This window comes from Xanthomonas sp. JAI131, assembly GCF_013410075.1.
GTDB lineage: Bacteria > Pseudomonadota > Gammaproteobacteria > Xanthomonadales > Xanthomonadaceae > Xanthomonas_A > Xanthomonas_A bonasiae.
Map to the genome: position 1 here is coordinate 309,410 of NZ_JACCCN010000004.1, position 18,014 is coordinate 327,423.

The following is an 18,014-nucleotide window of genomic DNA, read 5'->3' on the forward strand; positions in this document are numbered from 1 at the left end:
GCTGAGCGCAGCGGCGCTCAGCCGACCTTGCCGCGCAGCCGCTCCAGCACGCCGTCGAGCGTGTCCAGGTCGGTGTAGTGGATCACCAGCTTGCCCTTGCCGCCGCGGCCATGGGCGATGGCGACCTTGGTGCCCAGCGATTCGGACAGCTCGGTCTCCAGCGAGGCGATGTCGGCCTGCGGGGCGACGCGGCCGGGCTTGGCCTTGCGGTTGCTGGGCACCTTGCCGGCGGCGAACTGTTGCGCGCGGTGCTCGACCTCGCGCACCGACCAGCCCTGGTCGGCGGCATCGGAGGCCAGGCGGCTGGCCAGGTCCGGCGACAGCGTCAGCAGCGCGCGCGCATGGCCCATTTCCAGGCGCCCGGCCTCGAGCAGCGCGCGGATCGCCGGCGGCAGCTCCAGCAGGCGCAGCAGGTTGGACACCGAGGCGCGCGAGCGGCCCACCGCTTCGGCCGCCTCGGCGTGGGTCAGCGCGAATTCGTCGATCAGCCGCTGCAGCGCCTGCGCTTCCTCCAGCGGGTTGAGGTCCTCGCGCTGGATGTTCTCGATCAGCGCCATGGCGATGACGGTGCGGTCGTCGAGTTCGCGCACCACCACCGGCACTTCGCTCAGCCCGGCCAGCTGCGAGGCGCGCCAGCGGCGTTCGCCGGCGACGATCTCGAACTTGCCCGGCGCCAGTTCGCGCGCGACGATCGGCTGGATCACGCCCTGCGCCTTGATCGACTCGGCCAGCTCCTGCAGCTTGCCCTCGTCCATTTCCTGGCGCGGCTGGTACTTGCCCGGCTGCAGCTGCCCGACCGGCAACTGGCGCAGGCTCTCGCCGGGCTGCACGGCGTCGTTGGGCGCCGGCGCGGCCGCGCCGCCCTTCGGTCCCAGCAGCGCTTCCAGACCACGGCCCAGGCCGCGCTTCTTCGCTCCGAGGGCGGGGGGCTTGGCGGTCATCAGTAGGTCTCCATGGCCGGGGCGGGCCTGTTGCGTTCGTTGCGACGGCGCACGATCTCGCCGGCCAGGCCCAGGTAGGCCACGCCGCCGCGCGAAGTGCGGTCGTAGCCGACGATGCTCTGGCCATGGCTGGGCGCCTCGGCCAGGCGCACGTTGCGCGGCACGATGGTGCGGAACACCTTGTCGCCGAAATGGTTGGTCAGCTCCGCCGACACCGCGTTGGCCAGGTTGTTGCGCACGTCGAACATGGTGCGCAGCACGCCTTCGATCTCCAGCGTCGGATTGAGGTTGGCGCGCAGCGCTTCGATGGTCTCCAGCAGCGCGGTCAGCCCTTCCAGCGCGTAGTACTCGCACTGCATCGGCACGATGATCGAGTCGGCGGCGGTCAGCGCGTTCAGGGTCAGCAGCGACAGCGCCGGCGGGCAGTCGATCAGGATGAAGTCGTACTCCTCGCGCAGCGGCGCCAGCGCGGTCTTCAGCCGCTGCTCGCGCGCCGGCTGGTCCATCAGCTGGATCTCGGCGGCGGTCAGGTCGATGTTGCCGGGCAGCAGGTCGAAGCCTTCCGGCGCGGTCACCCGGATCTGCGCGGCGCTGCTTTCGCCCAGCAGCACGTCGCAGGTGGACGCGGCCAGCTCGCGCTTGTCGATGCCGCTGCCCATCGTCGCGTTGCCCTGCGAATCCAGGTCCACCAGCAGCACGCGCTGCGGCTGGCGCGCGAGCGCCGCCGCCAGGTTGACCGCCGTGGTGGTCTTGCCGACGCCGCCTTTCTGGTTGGCGATGGCGATGATGCGGGCCATGCGGGAGCCTCGTCGGCGATGGGTGGGACCGGGCATTATGCGGGCACACCCCCCCGGGGCGGAAATCGGCGTCGGCGCGCCGGCCCCGCCCGGCGGCTCAGCCGCGCTCGACCACCACCAGGTGGCGGTCCGCGCCCAGCCCCGGCACCTGCAGCGGGTGCACCGCCTGCGCCACCCAGCCCGGCGGCAGCGTGGCGATCTCCTCGTCCGGGCGCACGCCCTTCATCGCCAGCAGCCGCCCGCCCGGGCGCAGCAGGTGGCCGCCGACGGCGACGATGCCGGCCAGCGTGTCCAGCGCGCGCGCGGTCAGGAAGTCGTAGGCGCCGGGTTCGTCCACGGCCTCGGCACGCGACTCGGCCACGCGCGCGTTGTCCAGGCGCAGCTGGCGCACCGCCTCGCGCAGGAACCGCGCCTTCTTGCCGTTGCTCTCGACCAGGGTCACCCGCAGCTGCGGCCGCGCGATCGCCAGCGGGATGCCGGGCAGCCCCGGGCCGGTGCCCAGGTCGGCCAGCGTGCCTGCTTCCACGAACGGCTGCATCGCCAGCGAATCGAGCAGGTGGCGGGTCACCATCTCGTGCGGATCGCGGACCGCGGTGAGGTTGTAGGTGCGGTTCCAGCGCGCCAGCAGCGCCAGGTAGGCCAGCAGCGGCGGCGCCAGCGCGGCGGCGTCCAGGCCTTGCGCGCGCAGGCCCTGGTCGAGCGCGGCGCGGACGGAGTCGGGAAGGGAGGCGTCGTTCATCGCCCGATTATCGCAGGTGCCGCCACCGTCACCGCCATGTAGCCGACATCCTCGCGGCCTATGCTGCGCAGCGGTTCATTGCAGTCGTGGTGCAGCGGCATGTCGGATCTCCAGAAAACCCCATCGGCCAACACCGGTGCCCCACCCGATCATGGCCGGCGCCGGGTCCTGGCCGGGCTCGGCCTGCTCGCCGCCACGCCGCTGCTGAGCCCGTTCGCGCGGGCGCGCGGGTTCGACGATCCGTTCACCCTGGGCGTGGCCGCCGGCGATCCGCTGGCCGACGGCATGGTGCTGTGGACCCGGCTCGCGCCGCAGCCGCTGGCGGCCGACGGCCTGGGCGGCCTGCGCGAGGCGGTGCCGGTGCGCTGGAGCGTGGCCACCGACCCGGGCATGGCGCAGGTGGTGCAGCGCGGCGTGGCGACGGCGCATCCGCGCTGGGGCCACTCGGTGCACGTGGAAGTGAGCGGACTGCAGCCGGGCCGGCCGTACTGGTACCGGTTCGAAGCGCTGGGCGCGCAGAGTCCGCTGGGCTGCGCACGCACCGCCCCGGCGCCGGGCAGCCTGGCCGAGGCGCGCTTCGGCTTCGTCTCCTGCTCGCACTGGGAACAGGGCTATTTCAGCGCGTACCGGCACCTGGCCGCCGAGCAGCCGGACCTGGTGTTCTTCCTCGGCGATTACATCTACGAGTACAGCATCAAGGGCGAGGCCGCCGCGCAGGTCGTGCGCCCGCACGGCAGCGGCGACTGCCTGGACCTGGCCGGCTACCGCAACCGCTATGCGCTGTACCGCACCGACCCGGACCTGCAGGCGTTGCACGCCGCGGCCGCCTGCGTGGCGACCTGGGACGACCACGAGGTGCAGAACGACTACGCCAACCGCTGGTCGCAGGATCCGAAGATCCCGACCGCGCAGTTCCTGCGCCGCCGCGCCGCCGCCTACCAGGCGATGTACGAGCACTTCCCGCTGCGCGCGCAACACCGCCCGCGCGGCGCGAACATGCGCCTGTACCGCGCGCTGGACTATGGCGCGCTGGCGCGCTTCTTCGTGCTCGACGGCCGCCAGTACCGCAACGAGCAGCCGTGCATCCTGCCCAACGGCTGGCGCGGCGGGCATGTCTCAGCGGCCGACTGCACCGACATCGACGACCCGTCGCGCAGCATGCTCGGCGCAGCGCAGGAACGCTGGCTGCACGCCGGCTTCGCCCGCTCGAGCGCGCGCTGGAACGTGATCGCGCAGGATCTGCTGGTCGCGCCGCTCGTGCAGCGCGACCCCAAGGACGGCCACCTCGGCCACTGGACCGACGGCTGGGACGGCTATCCGGCCACACGCGAGCGCATGCTGCGCGCGATCGCCGACAGCAAGCTGCGCAACCCGGTGTTCTGGGGCGGCGACATCCATTCCTACTGGGTCACCGACCTGAAGGCCGATGCCGCCGATCCGCAATCGCAGACCCTGGCCACCGAATTCGTCGGCACCTCGGTGACCTCCAACGGCCCGCCGTCGGAGGCGATCGTGCAGATGCTGCCGAACAACCCGCACGTGCGCTATTTCGAGGGCCGCCAGCGCGGCTACGTGTCGGTGTCGCTGAGCCAGGCGCGGATGGAGACCCGGCTGCAGGCCATTTCCGAGCGCAGCGACCGCCTGGCCACGGTGTCCACGCTGAAGCGCTTCGTGGTCGAGGACGGCCGCGCCGGCGCAGTGGAGGCATGAACCACGGCGGACGCACCCGCCTCGCTGCCGCTTCCTTGTAGGAGCGGCTTCAGCCGCGACAGGCACTCCCTGCACCCGTGCCGCCTGTCGTGGCTGAAGCCGCTCCTGCAGGGACCGGGCGGCGCCTACGCCGACGCGAGCGGATACCAGGCCAGCGCGGCGCGATAGCCCGGCACCGGCACCCACTCGTGCACCCGCCAGCGCGCGGCCTCGCCCAGCGCCGGGTCGCACCAGGCCAGTTGCAGCACGCCTGCGCCGTCTTCGGCGAAGCGCAGCCGGTGCAGCCCGAACGACAGCCCGTGCCCGTGCGCCTTCAGCAACGCTTCCTTGGCGCACCACAGGCGGAAGAACCATGCCTCGCGCGCCGGCTCGGCCAGCGCCTGCAACGCCGCGACCTCGTCGGGATGGAAGAAACGCTGCGCCAACTCCAGCAACCGCGGCCGCGCGCGCTGGTGTTCGATGTCCACGCCCAGCCGCGTATGCGCGCCGATCGCCACCAGCAGATAGTCGCCACTGTGGCTCCAGCCGGTGCCGACATGCGCCAACGGCGCATGCAGCCATGGCCGGCCACGTTCGTCGCGGCGCAGCGGCAGTTGCGCCTCCGGCGTGGCCAGCTCCACGGACAGCAGCCGCCGCGCCTGCGCCTCGCCGGGCGTGCGCGGCGGATGCGTGCGCAGCCACAGCGCCACCGGGCCGAACCGCCAATCGGGGGGATCCGGGCGCAACGGCGCTTCGGCAGGCCCGCTCACGCAGCGTCCACAAAGCACAATGGCCGCTGCGCCAGCCATGCCTGGGTACACGGGCGCTTCACGGCAGCGCTCCTTAAATGGCGCACGCCACACCGCTCCCGGTGCGGGCAGAACCGAGGAGTCTTACCCATGGGCATCATCATCTGGTTGATCGTCGGCGGCATCGTGGGCTGGCTGGCCAGCATCATCATGCGCCGTGACGCACAGCAGGGCATCATCCTGAATATCGTCGTCGGCATCGTCGGCGCGTTGATCGCCGGCTGGTTGTTCGGCGGCGGCATCAACCAGGCGATCACGCTGTGGACGTTCCTGTACTCGTTGATCGGCGCGGTGATCCTGCTGGCCATCGTCAACCTGTTCACCCGCGGCCGCGCGCGCTAAGCGCAAACGCCCCCGCAGGTGTGTGCAAACGCCCGGTCCGCCGGGCGTTTGCTTTTGCGGCACCGCTCACCGGACGACGCGGTCGGCGGGATGATGCACGCCGTCGCTGACCGGCACCGCGATGGCCAGCGCATACGGATCCACGCCGTCCAGGCAGCCGACGTTGTAGCCGTATTCGCTGGGATCGGAGCGGCGCTGGTGATGCGTGTAGATCCCGCACACGCCGCAGAAATAGTGTTGCGCGGTATGGGTGTTGAAGCGGTACAGGCGCAACGCGTCGGCCCCCTCGCGCACGTGCAGTGCGGCCAGCGGCACCGAGGCGACGATCGCGCCGCGGCGGCGGCACAGCGAACAGTTGCAGCGGCGCGGATCGACGATGCCGTGCGGCAGTTCCAGGTCGATCTGCACCGCGCCGCAGTGGCAGCTGAGCCGGTGCAGCGGCGCGATCGCGGTGTCGCCGACCTTGTCGATCCAGCGGCGCGGATGACGTTCGTTCACGCGCCGCCCTCCCCCAGTTCGATCCAGGCCGGCGCGTGGTCGCTGGGGCGGTCCCAGGTCCGCGGTTCGCGGTCGATGCCGGCCGCGCGCGTCTGCGCCTTCAGCGCGTCGGAGACCAGGGTCAGGTCGATGCGCAGGCCGAGGTCGCGGCGGAAGCCGGCCTGGCGGTAGTCCCACCAGCTGAAGATGCCGCCGTCGTCGTGGTGCAGACGGAAGCCGTCGTGCAGGCCCAGCGCCTGCAGCTTGTGCAGCGCGCCGCGCTCGGCGGTGGAGGTGAGGATGTGGTTGTCGCTCCACACCAGCGGATCGTGCACGTCGCGTGCGTCCGGGGCGATGTTGAAATCGCCCAGCACCACCATGCGCGGGTGGCGCTGCAGTTCGGCGGCGAGCCAGTCGTGCACCGCCTCGAGCCAGCGCAGCTTGTAGGCGTACTTGTCGGTGCCCACGTCCTGGCCGTTGACCACGTACAGGTTGACGATGCGCAGGTCGCCGACGGTGGCGGCGATGACCCGCTTCTGCTCGTCGTCCAGGCCGGGCACGCCGATCTGCACGTCGCTGGCCGGCGCGCGCGACAGGATCGCCACGCCGTTGTAGGTCTTCTGCCCGGCGAACACGCTGCGGTAGCCGGCCGCGGCCAGCGCCGCGTCCGGGAACTTGTGGTCTTCCAGCTTGGTTTCCTGGATGCCGACCACGTCCGGCGCGAACGCCTCCAACCACTGTTGCAGGTGCGGCAGGCGCACGTTGAGCGAGTTGACGTTCCAGGAGGCGATCTTCAAGGGGAGAATCCATGTCGGGGCAGCCGGCCGGTATTCTGACCGCTGCCCGCCGCGACGGCCAATCCGGCGCGGCCGCGGCGGCGTCCGCTCAGCGGCGCGCGCAGCACTGCGCGTACAGGTCCGGGGCCAGGGCCAGCGCCTGCTGCCGCTGCGCCGGGTCCAGCGCGTCGAGCAGTTCCTCGCCGCCCAGCAGCCGTTCCGACGGCGGGAACGGCTGTCCCGGCGCCTGCCGCGCCGCCAGCCGCCAAGCCGCCGCATAGGCCGGATCGGCGATGGCCGGGATCGGCGACTCCAACACCTGCGCCAGTTCCTCGATCGAGGGCCGGTCGCCGCGCAGCGCCAGCGTTTCCAGCTCGGCGACGACGGCCTCGGCCTCGCGCACGTCGGCCGCCGACAGCGCAATCCGTTCGCCGGGCCGCTGGCCGGCGCCAGCGCGGTCGAGCAGGCTGCGGATGCGCCGCGCCAGCAAGCTGCGCTGCGCATCCGCGTCGCCCTGCGCGGCGGCGCTGCGCAGGATCGTGTCGATCTGCGCGTACTGCGCACGGCCGATGCCGGCGCAGGCGTCGCGGCGCTGACGTTCGGCGTCGCGTTGCGCCGCGGCCGCCGCGCGGTCCATCTCGTCGATCCCGGGCGGCAACACGGCGCTGGGCGGCGGCGCCTGCGCGCGTTGCCGGCACGCGTCGTACTGCATGGCGATGGCGTACATGCGCTGCGCGTCCACGCCCGCGGCCCAGGCCGAAGGCGGCGTGGCCGTTGCCGCGACGGCGGCCCGCGGCGCCTCCGGCAGCGCTCGCGTCATCGCAGCTTCCGTGTGCGACCGCGCGGCGCCGGTGCTTGCGGCCGGCGCCTGCGGCCGCAGCAGCGCGATCGCTAGTGCCGCGCACGACAACGCCGCTGCGGCAACCAGCGGGCGACCACGCAACCCAGCTGTCGACGGAGGCGTGCGTGCGCGCGTGTCCATGCCGGCTCAGTGGGCCGTGGCGGCATACGCCGCACGGTCGAAGCTCAGCGGATGGGCCTGGCGCAATTGCTGCAGCGCCTGCGCCGCCGCCTGTTCACGCAGCTGCACCTCGATCTGCCCGCGCACCGCATCGAAGCGCGCCTCGGTCTTGGCGTCCAGCCGGATCAGGTGATAGCCGTCGGGGCCACGCACCGGCGCCGATACCTGGTTCACCGCCAGCCGCTGCACCGGGGCGACGAACGGGTCGGCCAGGTAGCGGCCGAACGTCGATGAAAGCCGGCCGCCGTCCATCGCGGTACTGCCGTCGTCGGACTCGCGCGCCGCCAGCGCGGCGAAGTCGGTGCCGGCGTCGAGTTGCCGCCTGAGCGCGTCGGCCCGCTGCAGCGCCTGCGCCTCGGACAGGTCGTGACCGCGGCGCGCGTCGGATTGCGGATGCAAGGCCACGAAGATGTGGCTCAGCTGGTATTCGTCGTAGTCGCCGGGATGGGCATCGAACTGTTGCTGCAGCTGCGCCGCGTCGATGCGTGCGCTGCTGGCCAGCGCGGCCATCGCCGATTCGGCCAGGATCGCGTCGGCGGCCTGGCGCAGGCGCGCGGCTACCACCGGATCGCGTTCGAGATGGTGCTGCCTGGCCTGCTCGAGCAGGATCACGCGGTCGGCGAACCGGCGCACGGCCTGCGGATCGTCGATGCCGGCAGTGGTCGGCGCGCCGTTGCCGGCCAGCGCACGGTATTCGCTGGCGGTGAAGCGCGAGGCACCGACACGCAGCACCACCGGATCGGCGCCGGGGCGATCGGCAGCGGCGGCAGCGGCGGCGGACGCGGCAGCAAGATGACAGGCCGCAAGCAGGCAGGCGACGGCGGCGCCGCGCTTGGCGAGGGAAAGGGACATGGTCGGTTCCTGGAATGGCGTAGCGGACGGCGCGGGCGCGCCGTCGTCGGAAACGGCCGGCCCGTCCGGGCCGGCCGGTCGAACACAACGGCTCAGTCGTGCTTGCCGCGTGCGCGCAGGTAGGCCATCGCGGTCTTCGGATCGTCGGTGGTGATCAGGTCGAAGGCTTGCTGGTTGACGATGTAGTTGAGGTCGCCACGGTTGTCTGCGGTATCGCGGCCGCCGGAGTAGGAGAAATACAGGTCCGACAGGCGATAGCAGCAGGCGCCGGTATTGTTGTAGAACTGCCCGCCGCCGGGACCGTCGGGGATCGCCTGGAACACGCCGACCCGGACCCCGGACTCGCGCACGGCGTCTGCATCCTTCTGCAGCAGGCCGCCGAGCTGCTTGACGTTGACCTCCATCGACTTGCGCTCGGTGATCCAGGCCAGGATCGAATTGGCGACGTCGATCTTGGTCAGCATGTTGGTGGTGAACACCGGGATGCCGATCATGCCGTTGCCGTCAGCGCGGTACGCGGCGCGGGTCGGATACAGCGTCGCGTTGACCTTGGCGGCGACGTAGTTGCCTTCGGCGACCGAGAATGCGGCGTTGGCGGCGCGGTTCACCGCGCGCACCGAGGCGGCGTCCTTGATGTCGAACACCATCGGCGTCTTCAGATTGTGCTGCTTGTAGTAGGCGAACAGCTCGTCCACGCGCGGCACGTGGTAGCCGGTGGTGGTGCGGCGGTCGGGCGTGAGCAGGAACAGCTTGCTCACCGTGGACCACGGCACCGTGCTCACCGCCGGGTTGGTGCCGGTGTTGTTGGCCGGGTTGTACTCGGTGCCGCCGCGGAACGCGGTCCACACGTTCGTGGTGCGGCCCAGGTTGTAGTCGTGCAGGACCACCGGCACGCCGTCGCTGGTCATCTTGATGTCCAGTTCGACGCCGTCCATGCATTGGTCGTTGGCGGTCTGCAGCGCGCCGCGCGAATTCTCCGGCATGTCGCCGATGCCCGAATACTTGCCCCACAGGCCGCGGTGCGCCAGCACGACGCTGTTGCCGCCGCCGTCCTTGAACATGATGTGGCTCATCTTGGTTTCGACGCTGTCGCTGCAGGACGCCAGCGCCAGTTGCGGCGCGGCGGCCAGGGTGGCCAGCGCCGCCAGTACGCGGCAGGCGCGCGCCAGCGGATGTTGCACGAGGTTGGTGTTCATCAGTCTCTGTCCCAGTTGGAAAGAAGTGGCGCCAAGGGTGGACGAGCGCCTGCAGGTCGACGCTGCGGCGGGCTCGCTTGCTGCGCGCTCCGAACGCGGCGACGGGCCGCGCAGAGGCCGAAGCCGACCGTGATCGGCGGTGGCGTCGGGGGCAAAATCTAATTACTAACTATGAATTAATTATTGCCGGCGCACGACGACGCCACGGCAGCCCGCTGCGCTTGGCGCTTGCCGCCGCCGTTGTCTACGGCGGGCGGCCTCGCGCACGCGCCTGCGCCACGGCGCGCGCGTCGCGGTGTGCGTCCAGGGTTCGAAGCGGCCGTGGCCGCCGCAGGCGCGTCTCGGCCTGCGCGATCAGCGCAGCAGCAGATCGACCAGCCGCGCGATTCGGGCGTACGGCGGCTTCAGCCAGTCGCTGGCTGCCCGGCGCGACTGCCACAGGATCGGCAGCGCCTTGCTGAAGGCGTCGAAGCCGGCGCGGCCGTGGTAGGCGCCCATGCCGCTGGGGCCGATGCCGCCGAACGGCAAGGCGTTGGCGGCAAAGTGCAGCAGGCTGTCGTTGACGGTGACGCCGCCGGCGACGGTGGCGTGCAGGATCGCCTCCACCTGCGCACGGTCGTGGCTGAAGGGATACAACGCCAGCGGCCGGTCGCGGCCGTTGACCAGCGCGATCGCCTCGTCCAGCGTGCGGTAGCTGCGCAGCGGCAGGATCGGGCCGAAGATCTCCTCCTGCATCAGCAGCGCATCGTCGCCGGGCTGCAGCACCACGGTCGGCACGATCAGGCGCTCGCGCTCGGCGCGCTCGGGTTCGATGCTGGCCAGTTCGACGACCTTCAGGCCGCGCGCGCGCGCGTCGTCCAGGTAGCCGCGCAGGCGCCGGTACTGGCCCTCGTTGACGATGCGGGTGTAGTCGTCGGCCGCGGCGAAGTCGCCGTAGCGCGCCAGCACCTGCGCGCGCAGCGCCTGCACCAGTGCCGCACTGCGACCGGCGTCGATCAGCACGTAGTCCGGCGCGATGCAGGTCTGCCCGGCGTTGAACCATTTGCCGGTGGCCAGGCGCGAGGCGGCCTGCTCAAGCGGGTAGTCGGCGCAGACAATGGCCGGCGACTTGCCGCCCAGTTCCAGGGTCAGCGGGGTCAGGTTCGGCGCGGCGGCGGCCATCACCTTGCGCCCGACCGCGGTGGAGCCGGTGAACACCAGGTGGTCCAGCGGCAGCGCGGCGAAGGCGCCGGCCACCTCGGCCGCGCCCAGCGCCACCGCCACCCGTTGCGGCGGGAACACGTCGGCCAGCAGCGACTGCAGGAACTGCGCGGTGCGCGGGGTGTGCTCGGACGGCTTCAGGTAGACGTGGTTGCCGGCGGCGATCGCGGTAGCCAGCGGAATCAGCGCCAGGTTGACCGGGTAGTTCCATGGCGCGATCACCCCGACCACGCCGACCGGCACCGGCCGCACTTCGGCGCGCGCCGGCCACAGCCGCCACCCGGCGCCGACGCGCTGCGGCCGCATCCAGCGCTTGAGGTGGCGCAGCAGGTGATCGATTTCGCCGAGCACGGTCATGCCATCGGCGAGCAGCGATTCGTGGCGCGAGCGATGGCCGAAATCGGCGGCGATGGCATCGGCCATCTCCGGCAGGCGCCGCTTCAGTGCCGCGCGCAGCCGCAGCAGGTCGTCGCGGCGTTGCGCCCGGTCGGGCTTGGCCGCCTGCCAGGCCGCGCGCAGCCGCTGCAGGGTGACCGGGAGATCGGCAAGCGGCGTGTCGTTGGCGCTCGAAGTGGGGTCGGAAATGGACATGCGCGCACTATACGATGCCGGCGTATGGCACGATGCGGGACAGGGCATGGCGTCGGCTGGCCATCGTTGCGGCGCTGCGGGAGCGCTTGGAGATGCCGGAAAATTTGCCGCGTCGCGACTGAAGTCGCTCCCACAAGGGGGCGGTCGGTGTCCTGTGCCTGTCGGAGGGGCTTCAGCCCCGGCGGCGTTCTGTGTCCGGATGCGTGTCGCTGGCATCCTGCAAGAGCTTGGCTCCCTCCCCCGGCAAGCATGACGTGCACCGAGCCTGTGGGTCGCGGCTGAAGCCGCTCCTACAGAAAGCACTAAGGCGCTTCGGCCGCGGCGCGCGGCGCAACACGGGCGGTCACGCCGCCCCGAGCAGCAAATCCTGCAACTGCGCCAGCGTCTCCACTTCGTAATGCGGCACGATGCCCTCGGGCGCCGGCAGGCCGTGCGCGTTGATCCAGCAGGTGTGCAGTCCCGCGGCCAGGCCGCCGGCGATGTCGGCGTGCGGGTTGTCGCCGACCATCAGCACCTGCGCGCGCGGCGGATCGCCCAACTGCGCCAGCGCGTGCGCGAAGATGCCCGGGTGCGGCTTGGCCACGCCGATCTGCTCGGAAATGGCGACGACCTCGAACCGGTCGTGCAGGCCGGTGCGCAGCAGCCGCGCCTGCTGCAGCGCGGTGAAGCCGTTGGTGACCAGCCCCAGCCGCGCGCGCCCGCGCAGCGCGTCGAGCAGCGCCACCGCGCCGTCCAGCGGCGCACACAGTTCGGCCATCGCCGCCAGGAACGCATCGTTCAAGGTCTCCGGCGCGGTCTGCAGGCGCTGCGCCCAGCCCGCGAAGCGGCGCTGCTGCAGCTGCAGCGCGGTGATCGCGCCGTTCTGGTACTCCACCCACAACGGCCGGTTGAGCGCGGTGTAGTCGGCGTAGTCCTGCTCGGCGAAGGCCACGCCGTAGCCGGCGAACATGCGCTGCAGGCCGGCGTAGGCATCGAAGCGGAACAGGGTGTCGTCGGCGTCGAACAGGATCCAGCGGTAGCGCATGCGGCGATCTGCGTGTGTGTCCAGCGCGCATGGTAATCGCCTGCCGCCGCCGTCGGTTCCAGCGCCGCTGACATGCCGCGCAAACGACGACGCCGGCACAGGGCCGGCGTCGCAGTGCCGGACGCATCCGGCGCAAGGGCGAGTCCGCTTACTTGGTGATGTCCACGTTGCGGGTTTCGCGCAGGAACAGCGTACCCAGCACCAGCGTCATCAACGCGATGCCGATGGGATACCACAGGCCGTAGTAGATGTTGCCGGTACCGGCCACCAGGGCGAAGGAGATCGCCGGCAGGAAGCCGCCGAACCAGCCGTTGCCGATGTGGTACGGCAGCGACATCGAGGTGTAGCGGATGCGGGTCGGGAACAGCTCGACCAGGAACGCGGCGATCGGGCCGTAGACCATGGTCACGTACAGCACCAGCACCCACAGCAGCAGGATCGTCATCGGGATGTTGATGCGCGCGGTATCGGCCTTCTCCGGATAGCCGGCCGCGGTCAGCGCGCCCTTGAGCTCCTTGCCGAAGGCATCGGCCTTGGGCTTGGCGTCAGCCTTGCTCAGGCCGGCCGCCTCGTAGGACGCGACCTGGCTACCGCCGATGCGCACCTGCGCCAGCGAACCCGGCGCGGCCGGCTGCACTTCGTACGGCACGCCGGCCTTGGTCAACGCGGCGGTGGCCACGTCGCAGGAGCTGGTGAACTTGCGCACGCCGACCGGATCGAACTGGAAGCTGCAGGTGGCCGGATCGGCCAGCACCTGCGCCGGCGACTTGCTGCGCGCCTCCTCCACCGCCGGGTTGGCGAAGTGGGTGATGCCCTTGAACAGCGGCATGTAGGTCACCGCCGCCAGCAGGCAGCCGAGCATGATGATCTTCTTGCGCCCGATCTTGTCCGACAGCCAGCCGAAGAACAGGAAGAACGGGGTGGCCAGCGCCAGCGCCGCGGCGATCAGCAGGTAGGACACGGTCGGGTCGACCTTGAGCGTGCTCTGCAGGAAGAACAGCGCGTAGAACTGGCCGCCGTACCAGACCACGGCCTGGCCGGCGGTGGCGCCGAGCAGCACGATCAGCATCAGCTTGAAGTTGCCGTCCTTGAGGCTGTCGCGGAACGGTTGCTTGGAACCCTTGCCCTCGGCCTTCATCTGCTGGAACAGCGGCGATTCGCTCAGCTGCAGGCGGATCCACACCGACACGCCGAGCAGGATAATCGAACCCAGGAACGGGATGCGCCAGCCCCAGGCCTCGAACGCCTCGGTGCCCAGGGTCAGGCGGCACACCAGGATCACCAGCAGCGACAGGAACAGGCCCAGCGTGGCGGTGGTCTGGATGAAGCTGGTGTACAGGCCGCGCTTGCCCGGCGGCGCGTGCTCGGCGACGTAGGTCGCCGCGCCGCCGTATTCGCCGCCCATCGCCAGGCCCTGGGCCAGGCGCAGCACGATCAGGATCACCGGCGCGGCCACGCCGATGCTGGCGTAGTTGGGCAGCACGCCGACCAGGAAGGTGGAGATGCCCATGATCAGGATGGTGACCAGGAACGTGTACTTGCGGCCGATGCGGTCGCCCAGGCTGCCGAAGAACGCGGCGCCGAACGGGCGCACGAAGAAGCCGGCGGCGAAGGCCAGCAGCGCGAAGATCATGCCGGTGGTCTCGTTGACCCCGCTGAAGAACTGCTTGGCGATGATCGCGGCGAGCGAGCCGTACAGGTAGAAGTCGTACCACTCGAAGACGGTGCCAAGGCTGGAGGCGAAGATGACCTTCTTGTGGCCCTTGGTCAGGGGCTGACCCGACGGGTTGATGGCGGTGCTGGACATAGGAAGCTTCCCCTCCGAAGCGGGTGGTGTGGCGGTGGCGGTCAGGATGGTCGGGTGGCGCGGTCCGTCGCGGGTGCTTGGCGAGTCCGCGGCAGCGCGGCGCGCCCTCCCGGGCGCCGCGCCGCCGCAGCCTCAGAAGCTGTACTTGGTGGTGAACTGCAGGCGGGTGATGTCGCCCTTGGCGCCGCTTTCGATCTCGCGCTTGCCGTACATCAGCTCGGCGCCGACATCGACCTTGGGCATCGGCGTGTAGAAGATGTTGCCGCGGATGCTCTGCACGCTCTTGGTCACGCCCAGCCCGGTCAGCGCGGTGTCGTTGTCGTAGTCGCTGCGCGCGTAGATCAGGTTGGTGCGCAACTTCGGCGAGAACGCGTGGCGCCAGCCGATGTAGCCGGCGACCACGCCGACCGTGTCCAGGTCGCGGTCGGCCGCGTCGTAGACCGCGTTCTGGGCGATGCCCAGGCCGACGTAGCGGCCGATGCCTTCGCCGCCGCTGAGCTGGTAGAACAGGCTGTCGCTGTCTCCCGCCACCCACTTGCCGCCCAGGGTCAGGCCGCCGGAGACCTTGCTGGCGTCGGCGCCGGTGGCGCGGTTGTCCACCTTCTGCTGGCCGAGCAGGCCGCCGATGCCGAAGCTGCCCCAGTCGCCCTTCCAGCCGTAGCGCACGGTCAGGTCCGGCAGCGCGCCGCGGTCGGAGCTGGCGCTGGTGATCACGCCGGTCGCGCTGCGGTTGTAGATGGTGGTTTCCGGGTTCTCCAAGGCGACGCTGAAGCCACCGTTGGTGTAGCGCACCTGCGCCTGGCGCACGAAGATCACGCCGTCGGTGGGACCGATGAAGTCGGCCGCTTCCGGCAGCGCCGCCGGGTCCATGAAGTTCGACCAGGTCTGGCCGGCCAGCCAGTGGTTCCAGTACATGTAGGCGTGGCGCAGGGTGGCGCCGTAGGTGTTGGTGGCGGTCTGGGTACCCAGCGAATTGCCGAAGAAATCCAGCTCCACCAGCGCGCCGGCCTTGTTGCCGGCGTCGGTGACGCTGTCCACGCCGAAGTTGATCCGCGAGAACTTGGCGTGCGCGTTGTAGTCGGTACCGGACTTGCCGCCACCGACCGGCGTCTGCCCGGGCAGGTACAGCGCGCGGCCGGTGGCATCGTCGGCGAGCTGGCCGTCGCCGGTGCGGGTGGCCAGGAAATCGGCCTTGATGAAGCCGCCGACCTTGAACGTGGTGCCGGGTGCGGCGCCGGGGGTGATCGTGGTCACCTGGATCGGCGCCTTGCCGGCCGGCACCGCCGGTGGCGCGACCTGGCTCGACTTCACGGCGGCGACCTCGCTCTGCGCCTGCGCGATCTGGCCCTGCTGCTGTTGCTGCGAGGACAGCAGCAGCTGGACCTGGCGCTCCAGTTCAGCCACGCGGGCTTCCAGCGCCTGTTCGCGCGCCGACGGGGTCTTGCCGCTCTGGGCGAAGGCCGCGCCCGGGGCGATCAGCGCGACGAACAGCGCGGCGGCCAACGGGCGCCGTGCCAAGGATGCGATGCGGTTGCTCATTACTCCCTCCCGAATAATGGATGTCCGCCGCGCGCAGGCACGGCTGGGTGCACAGTGCGCGCCGCGGCCGGTCGCGCCTATTGGCCATTAGTCGAACGGCGGCTGGGTTTACGACCATCGTCTAAAGCCCGGCGCGTGCGCGCTTAACGGTGAATGCGGCAAACTGCGCCATGACGCGCCGCCGCATGCGGCGCCCCGTTCATTGCAGAGGGCACCATGGCTGATATCTACCCCGTCGATCCGCAGTTCGCCGCCCGGGCACGGGTCGACAAGACCCAGTACCAGACCCTGTACCGGCAATCGGTGGAACAGCCGGAGGCGTTCTGGGGCCAGGCCGCCGAGCGCCTGGACTGGTTCAAGAAGCCGACCCGGATCAAGGACGTGAACTTCGCCCTGGACGATTTCCATATCCGCTGGTTCGACGACGGCGAGCTCAATGCCAGCGTCAACTGCCTGGACCGGCAGCTGGCCACGCGCGGCGACAAGACCGCGCTGCTGTTCGAGCCGGACAGCGCGGACGCGCCGTCCTACACCGTCAGCTACCGCGAGCTGTACGAACGCGTCTGCCGCCTGGGCAATGCGCTGCGCGCGCTCGGGGTCAAGAAGGGCGACCGCGTCACCATCTACCTGCCGATGATTCCCGATGCGGCGGTGGCGATGCTGGCCTGCGCGCGCATCGGCGCGATCCACTCGGTGGTGTTCGGCGGCTTCGCGCCCAACTCGATCGCCGACCGGGTGATCGACTGCGGCAGCAAGCTGATCATCACCGCCGACGAGGGCCTGCGCGGCGGCAAGAAGATCCCGCTCAAGGCCAACGTCGATGCGGCGCTGAAACTGCCCGGCACCACCACCGTGGAAACCGTGCTGGTGGTGCGCCACACCGGCGGCGCGGTGGACATGCAGGCCCCGCGCGACCGCTGGTTCCACGACGTGGTCGACAGCCAGCCGGCCGAGTGCGAACCCGAGCGCATGAACGCCGAGGATCCGCTGTTCATCCTCTACACCTCCGGCTCCACCGGCAAGCCCAAGGGCGTGCTGCATACCACCGCCGGCTACCTGCTGTACGCGGCCTACACCCACGAGACCGTGTTCGACCTGCGCGAGGACGACATCTACTGGTGCACCGCCGACGTCGGCTGGGTCACCGGCCACAGCTACATCGTCTACGGGCCGCTGGCCAACGGCGCCACCGCGCTGATGTTCGAAGGCGTGCCCAACTACCCGAACGTGTCGCGCTTCTGGGAGGTCATCGACAAGCACAAGGTCACGATCTTCTACACCGCGCCGACCGCGATCCGCGCGCTGATGCGCGAGGGCGAGGCGCCGGTCAAGCGCACCTCGCGCGCGTCGCTGCGCCTGCTCGGCAGCGTCGGCGAGCCGATCAATCCCGAGGCCTGGCGCTGGTACTACGATGTGGTCGGCGACGGCCGCTGCCCGATCGTGGACACCTGGTGGCAGACCGAGACCGGCGGCATCCTGATCACCCCGCTGGCCGGCGCGATCGACCTCAAGCCCGGCTCGGCGACGCTGCCGTTCTTCGGCGTGCAGCCGGCCCTGGTCAACGCCGACGGCGAACTCCTGGAAGGCGCCACCGAAGGCAACCTGGTGTTGCGCGACTCGTGGCCGGGGCAGATGCGCACCGTCTACGGCGACCACCAGCGCTTCATCGACACCTATTTCCGCACCTACCCGGGCAGCTACTTCACCGGCGACGGTTGCCGCCGCGATGAAGACGGCTACTACTGGATCACCGGCCGCGTGGACGACGTCATCAACGTCTCCGGCCACCGCATCGGCACCGCCGAGGTGGAGAGCGCGCTGGTCTCGCATCCGAAGGTGGCCGAGGCCGCGGTGGTCGGCTTCCCGCACGACATCAAGGGCCAGGGCATCTACGCCTACGTGACCCTGGTGGCCGACGAGCAGCCGAGCGAGGCCCTGCACAAGGAACTGGTGGCCTGGGTCCGCAAGGAGATCGGCCCGATCGCCGCGCCCGACCATCTGCAATGGGCGCCGGGCCTGCCCAAGACCCGCTCGGGCAAGATCATGCGCCGCATCCTGCGCAAGATCGCCGAGAACGCGCCCGACCAGCTCGGCGATACCTCGACCCTGGCCGATCCGTCGGTGGTCGATTCGCTTGTTAACGAACGACTGACGCGCTGATGCGCGCCAGCCGGGATTCGGGAGTAGGGATTGGGGATTCGCCAAAGCGATCCC

Annotated in this window: 16 protein-coding genes; 3 read left to right on the top strand and 13 right to left on the bottom strand. The window is 70.6% G+C overall.

Annotated features, from left to right (window positions below; translation table 11 throughout):
* Positions 1-17 precede the first annotated feature (17 nt).
* The 3 genes from HDC36_RS17910 to rsmG form a co-directional block, all read right to left on the bottom strand.
* Positions 18-941: a ParB/RepB/Spo0J family partition protein gene (locus HDC36_RS17910; RefSeq protein WP_179570001.1), complete on the bottom strand. Its 924-nt coding sequence runs from the start codon at positions 939-941 to the stop codon at positions 18-20.
* Positions 941-1,738, bottom strand: coding sequence for an AAA family ATPase (locus HDC36_RS17915; RefSeq protein WP_179570003.1), 798 nt, complete (start codon positions 1,736-1,738; stop codon positions 941-943). The genes HDC36_RS17910 and HDC36_RS17915 overlap by 1 nt, the downstream gene beginning before the upstream one ends.
* A gap of 97 nt (positions 1,739-1,835) precedes the next feature.
* Positions 1,836-2,477, bottom strand: coding sequence for a 16S rRNA (guanine(527)-N(7))-methyltransferase RsmG (rsmG, locus tag HDC36_RS17920; protein ID WP_179570005.1), 642 nt, complete (start codon positions 2,475-2,477; stop codon positions 1,836-1,838).
* A 99-nt stretch (positions 2,478-2,576) separates the two neighbouring features.
* Here rsmG and HDC36_RS17925 point away from each other — a divergent pair, with 99 nt between their 5' ends.
* Positions 2,577-4,187, top strand: a complete 1,611-nt coding sequence (locus tag HDC36_RS17925; protein WP_179570007.1) for an alkaline phosphatase D family protein — start codon at positions 2,577-2,579, stop codon at positions 4,185-4,187.
* A gap of 125 nt (positions 4,188-4,312) precedes the next feature.
* Here the strand turns inward: HDC36_RS17925 and HDC36_RS17930 are convergent, their stop codons facing one another.
* Complete coding sequence (locus tag HDC36_RS17930; RefSeq protein WP_179570009.1) at positions 4,313-4,936, bottom strand: 4'-phosphopantetheinyl transferase superfamily protein; 624 nt, start codon at positions 4,934-4,936, stop codon at positions 4,313-4,315.
* A 129-nt stretch (positions 4,937-5,065) separates the two neighbouring features.
* On the opposite strand from HDC36_RS17930, the gene HDC36_RS17935 reads away from it, so the two are divergent.
* Positions 5,066-5,317: a GlsB/YeaQ/YmgE family stress response membrane protein gene (locus tag HDC36_RS17935; protein ID WP_003466992.1), complete on the top strand. Its 252-nt coding sequence runs from the start codon at positions 5,066-5,068 to the stop codon at positions 5,315-5,317.
* 66 nt (positions 5,318-5,383) lie between these two features.
* Here HDC36_RS17935 and HDC36_RS17940 read toward each other — a convergent pair whose 3' ends face one another.
* From HDC36_RS17940 to HDC36_RS17980, 9 genes are all read right to left on the bottom strand, one after another.
* Positions 5,384-5,815: a GFA family protein gene (locus tag HDC36_RS17940; RefSeq protein ID WP_179570011.1), complete on the bottom strand. Its 432-nt coding sequence runs from the start codon at positions 5,813-5,815 to the stop codon at positions 5,384-5,386.
* On the bottom strand, positions 5,812-6,591 hold the full coding sequence (gene xth, locus HDC36_RS17945) for an exodeoxyribonuclease III (protein ID WP_179570013.1): 780 nt from the start codon (positions 6,589-6,591) through the stop codon (positions 5,812-5,814). Before xth ends, HDC36_RS17940 begins: the two co-directional genes overlap by 4 nt.
* Positions 6,592-6,679: 88 nt before the next feature.
* Positions 6,680-7,390: a hypothetical protein gene (locus HDC36_RS17950; RefSeq protein ID WP_179570015.1), complete on the bottom strand. Its 711-nt coding sequence runs from the start codon at positions 7,388-7,390 to the stop codon at positions 6,680-6,682.
* 168 nt (positions 7,391-7,558) lie between these two features.
* Positions 7,559-8,443 (bottom strand): peptidylprolyl isomerase, encoded by an 885-nt coding sequence (locus HDC36_RS17955; protein ID WP_179570017.1) that lies wholly within the window; start codon positions 8,441-8,443, stop codon positions 7,559-7,561.
* Between the two features lie 92 nt (positions 8,444-8,535).
* Positions 8,536-9,549, bottom strand: a complete 1,014-nt coding sequence (locus HDC36_RS17960; protein WP_179570547.1) for a glycerophosphodiester phosphodiesterase family protein — start codon at positions 9,547-9,549, stop codon at positions 8,536-8,538.
* A 444-nt stretch (positions 9,550-9,993) separates the two neighbouring features.
* Positions 9,994-11,430, bottom strand: coding sequence for a coniferyl aldehyde dehydrogenase (locus HDC36_RS17965; RefSeq protein ID WP_179570019.1), 1,437 nt, complete (start codon positions 11,428-11,430; stop codon positions 9,994-9,996).
* A gap of 343 nt (positions 11,431-11,773) precedes the next feature.
* Positions 11,774-12,454, bottom strand: coding sequence for a pyrimidine 5'-nucleotidase (gene yjjG, locus HDC36_RS17970; RefSeq protein ID WP_179570021.1), 681 nt, complete (start codon positions 12,452-12,454; stop codon positions 11,774-11,776).
* A gap of 148 nt (positions 12,455-12,602) precedes the next feature.
* The gene (locus tag HDC36_RS17975) at positions 12,603-14,261 is read right to left on the bottom strand and encodes an MFS transporter (RefSeq protein WP_179570023.1); all 1,659 of its coding nucleotides are present in this window, start codon (positions 14,259-14,261) and stop codon (positions 12,603-12,605) included.
* 132 nt (positions 14,262-14,393) lie between these two features.
* Complete coding sequence (locus HDC36_RS17980) at positions 14,394-15,800, bottom strand: DcaP family trimeric outer membrane transporter (RefSeq protein WP_179570025.1); 1,407 nt, start codon at positions 15,798-15,800, stop codon at positions 14,394-14,396.
* Between the two features lie 216 nt (positions 15,801-16,016).
* On the opposite strand from HDC36_RS17980, the gene acs reads away from it, so the two are divergent.
* Positions 16,017-17,960 carry an acetate--CoA ligase gene (acs, locus tag HDC36_RS17985; protein ID WP_179570027.1) on the top strand — a complete coding sequence of 648 codons (1,944 nt, stop codon included), beginning with the start codon at positions 16,017-16,019 and terminating at the stop codon, positions 17,958-17,960.
* Positions 17,961-18,014: the final 54 nt, after the last annotated feature.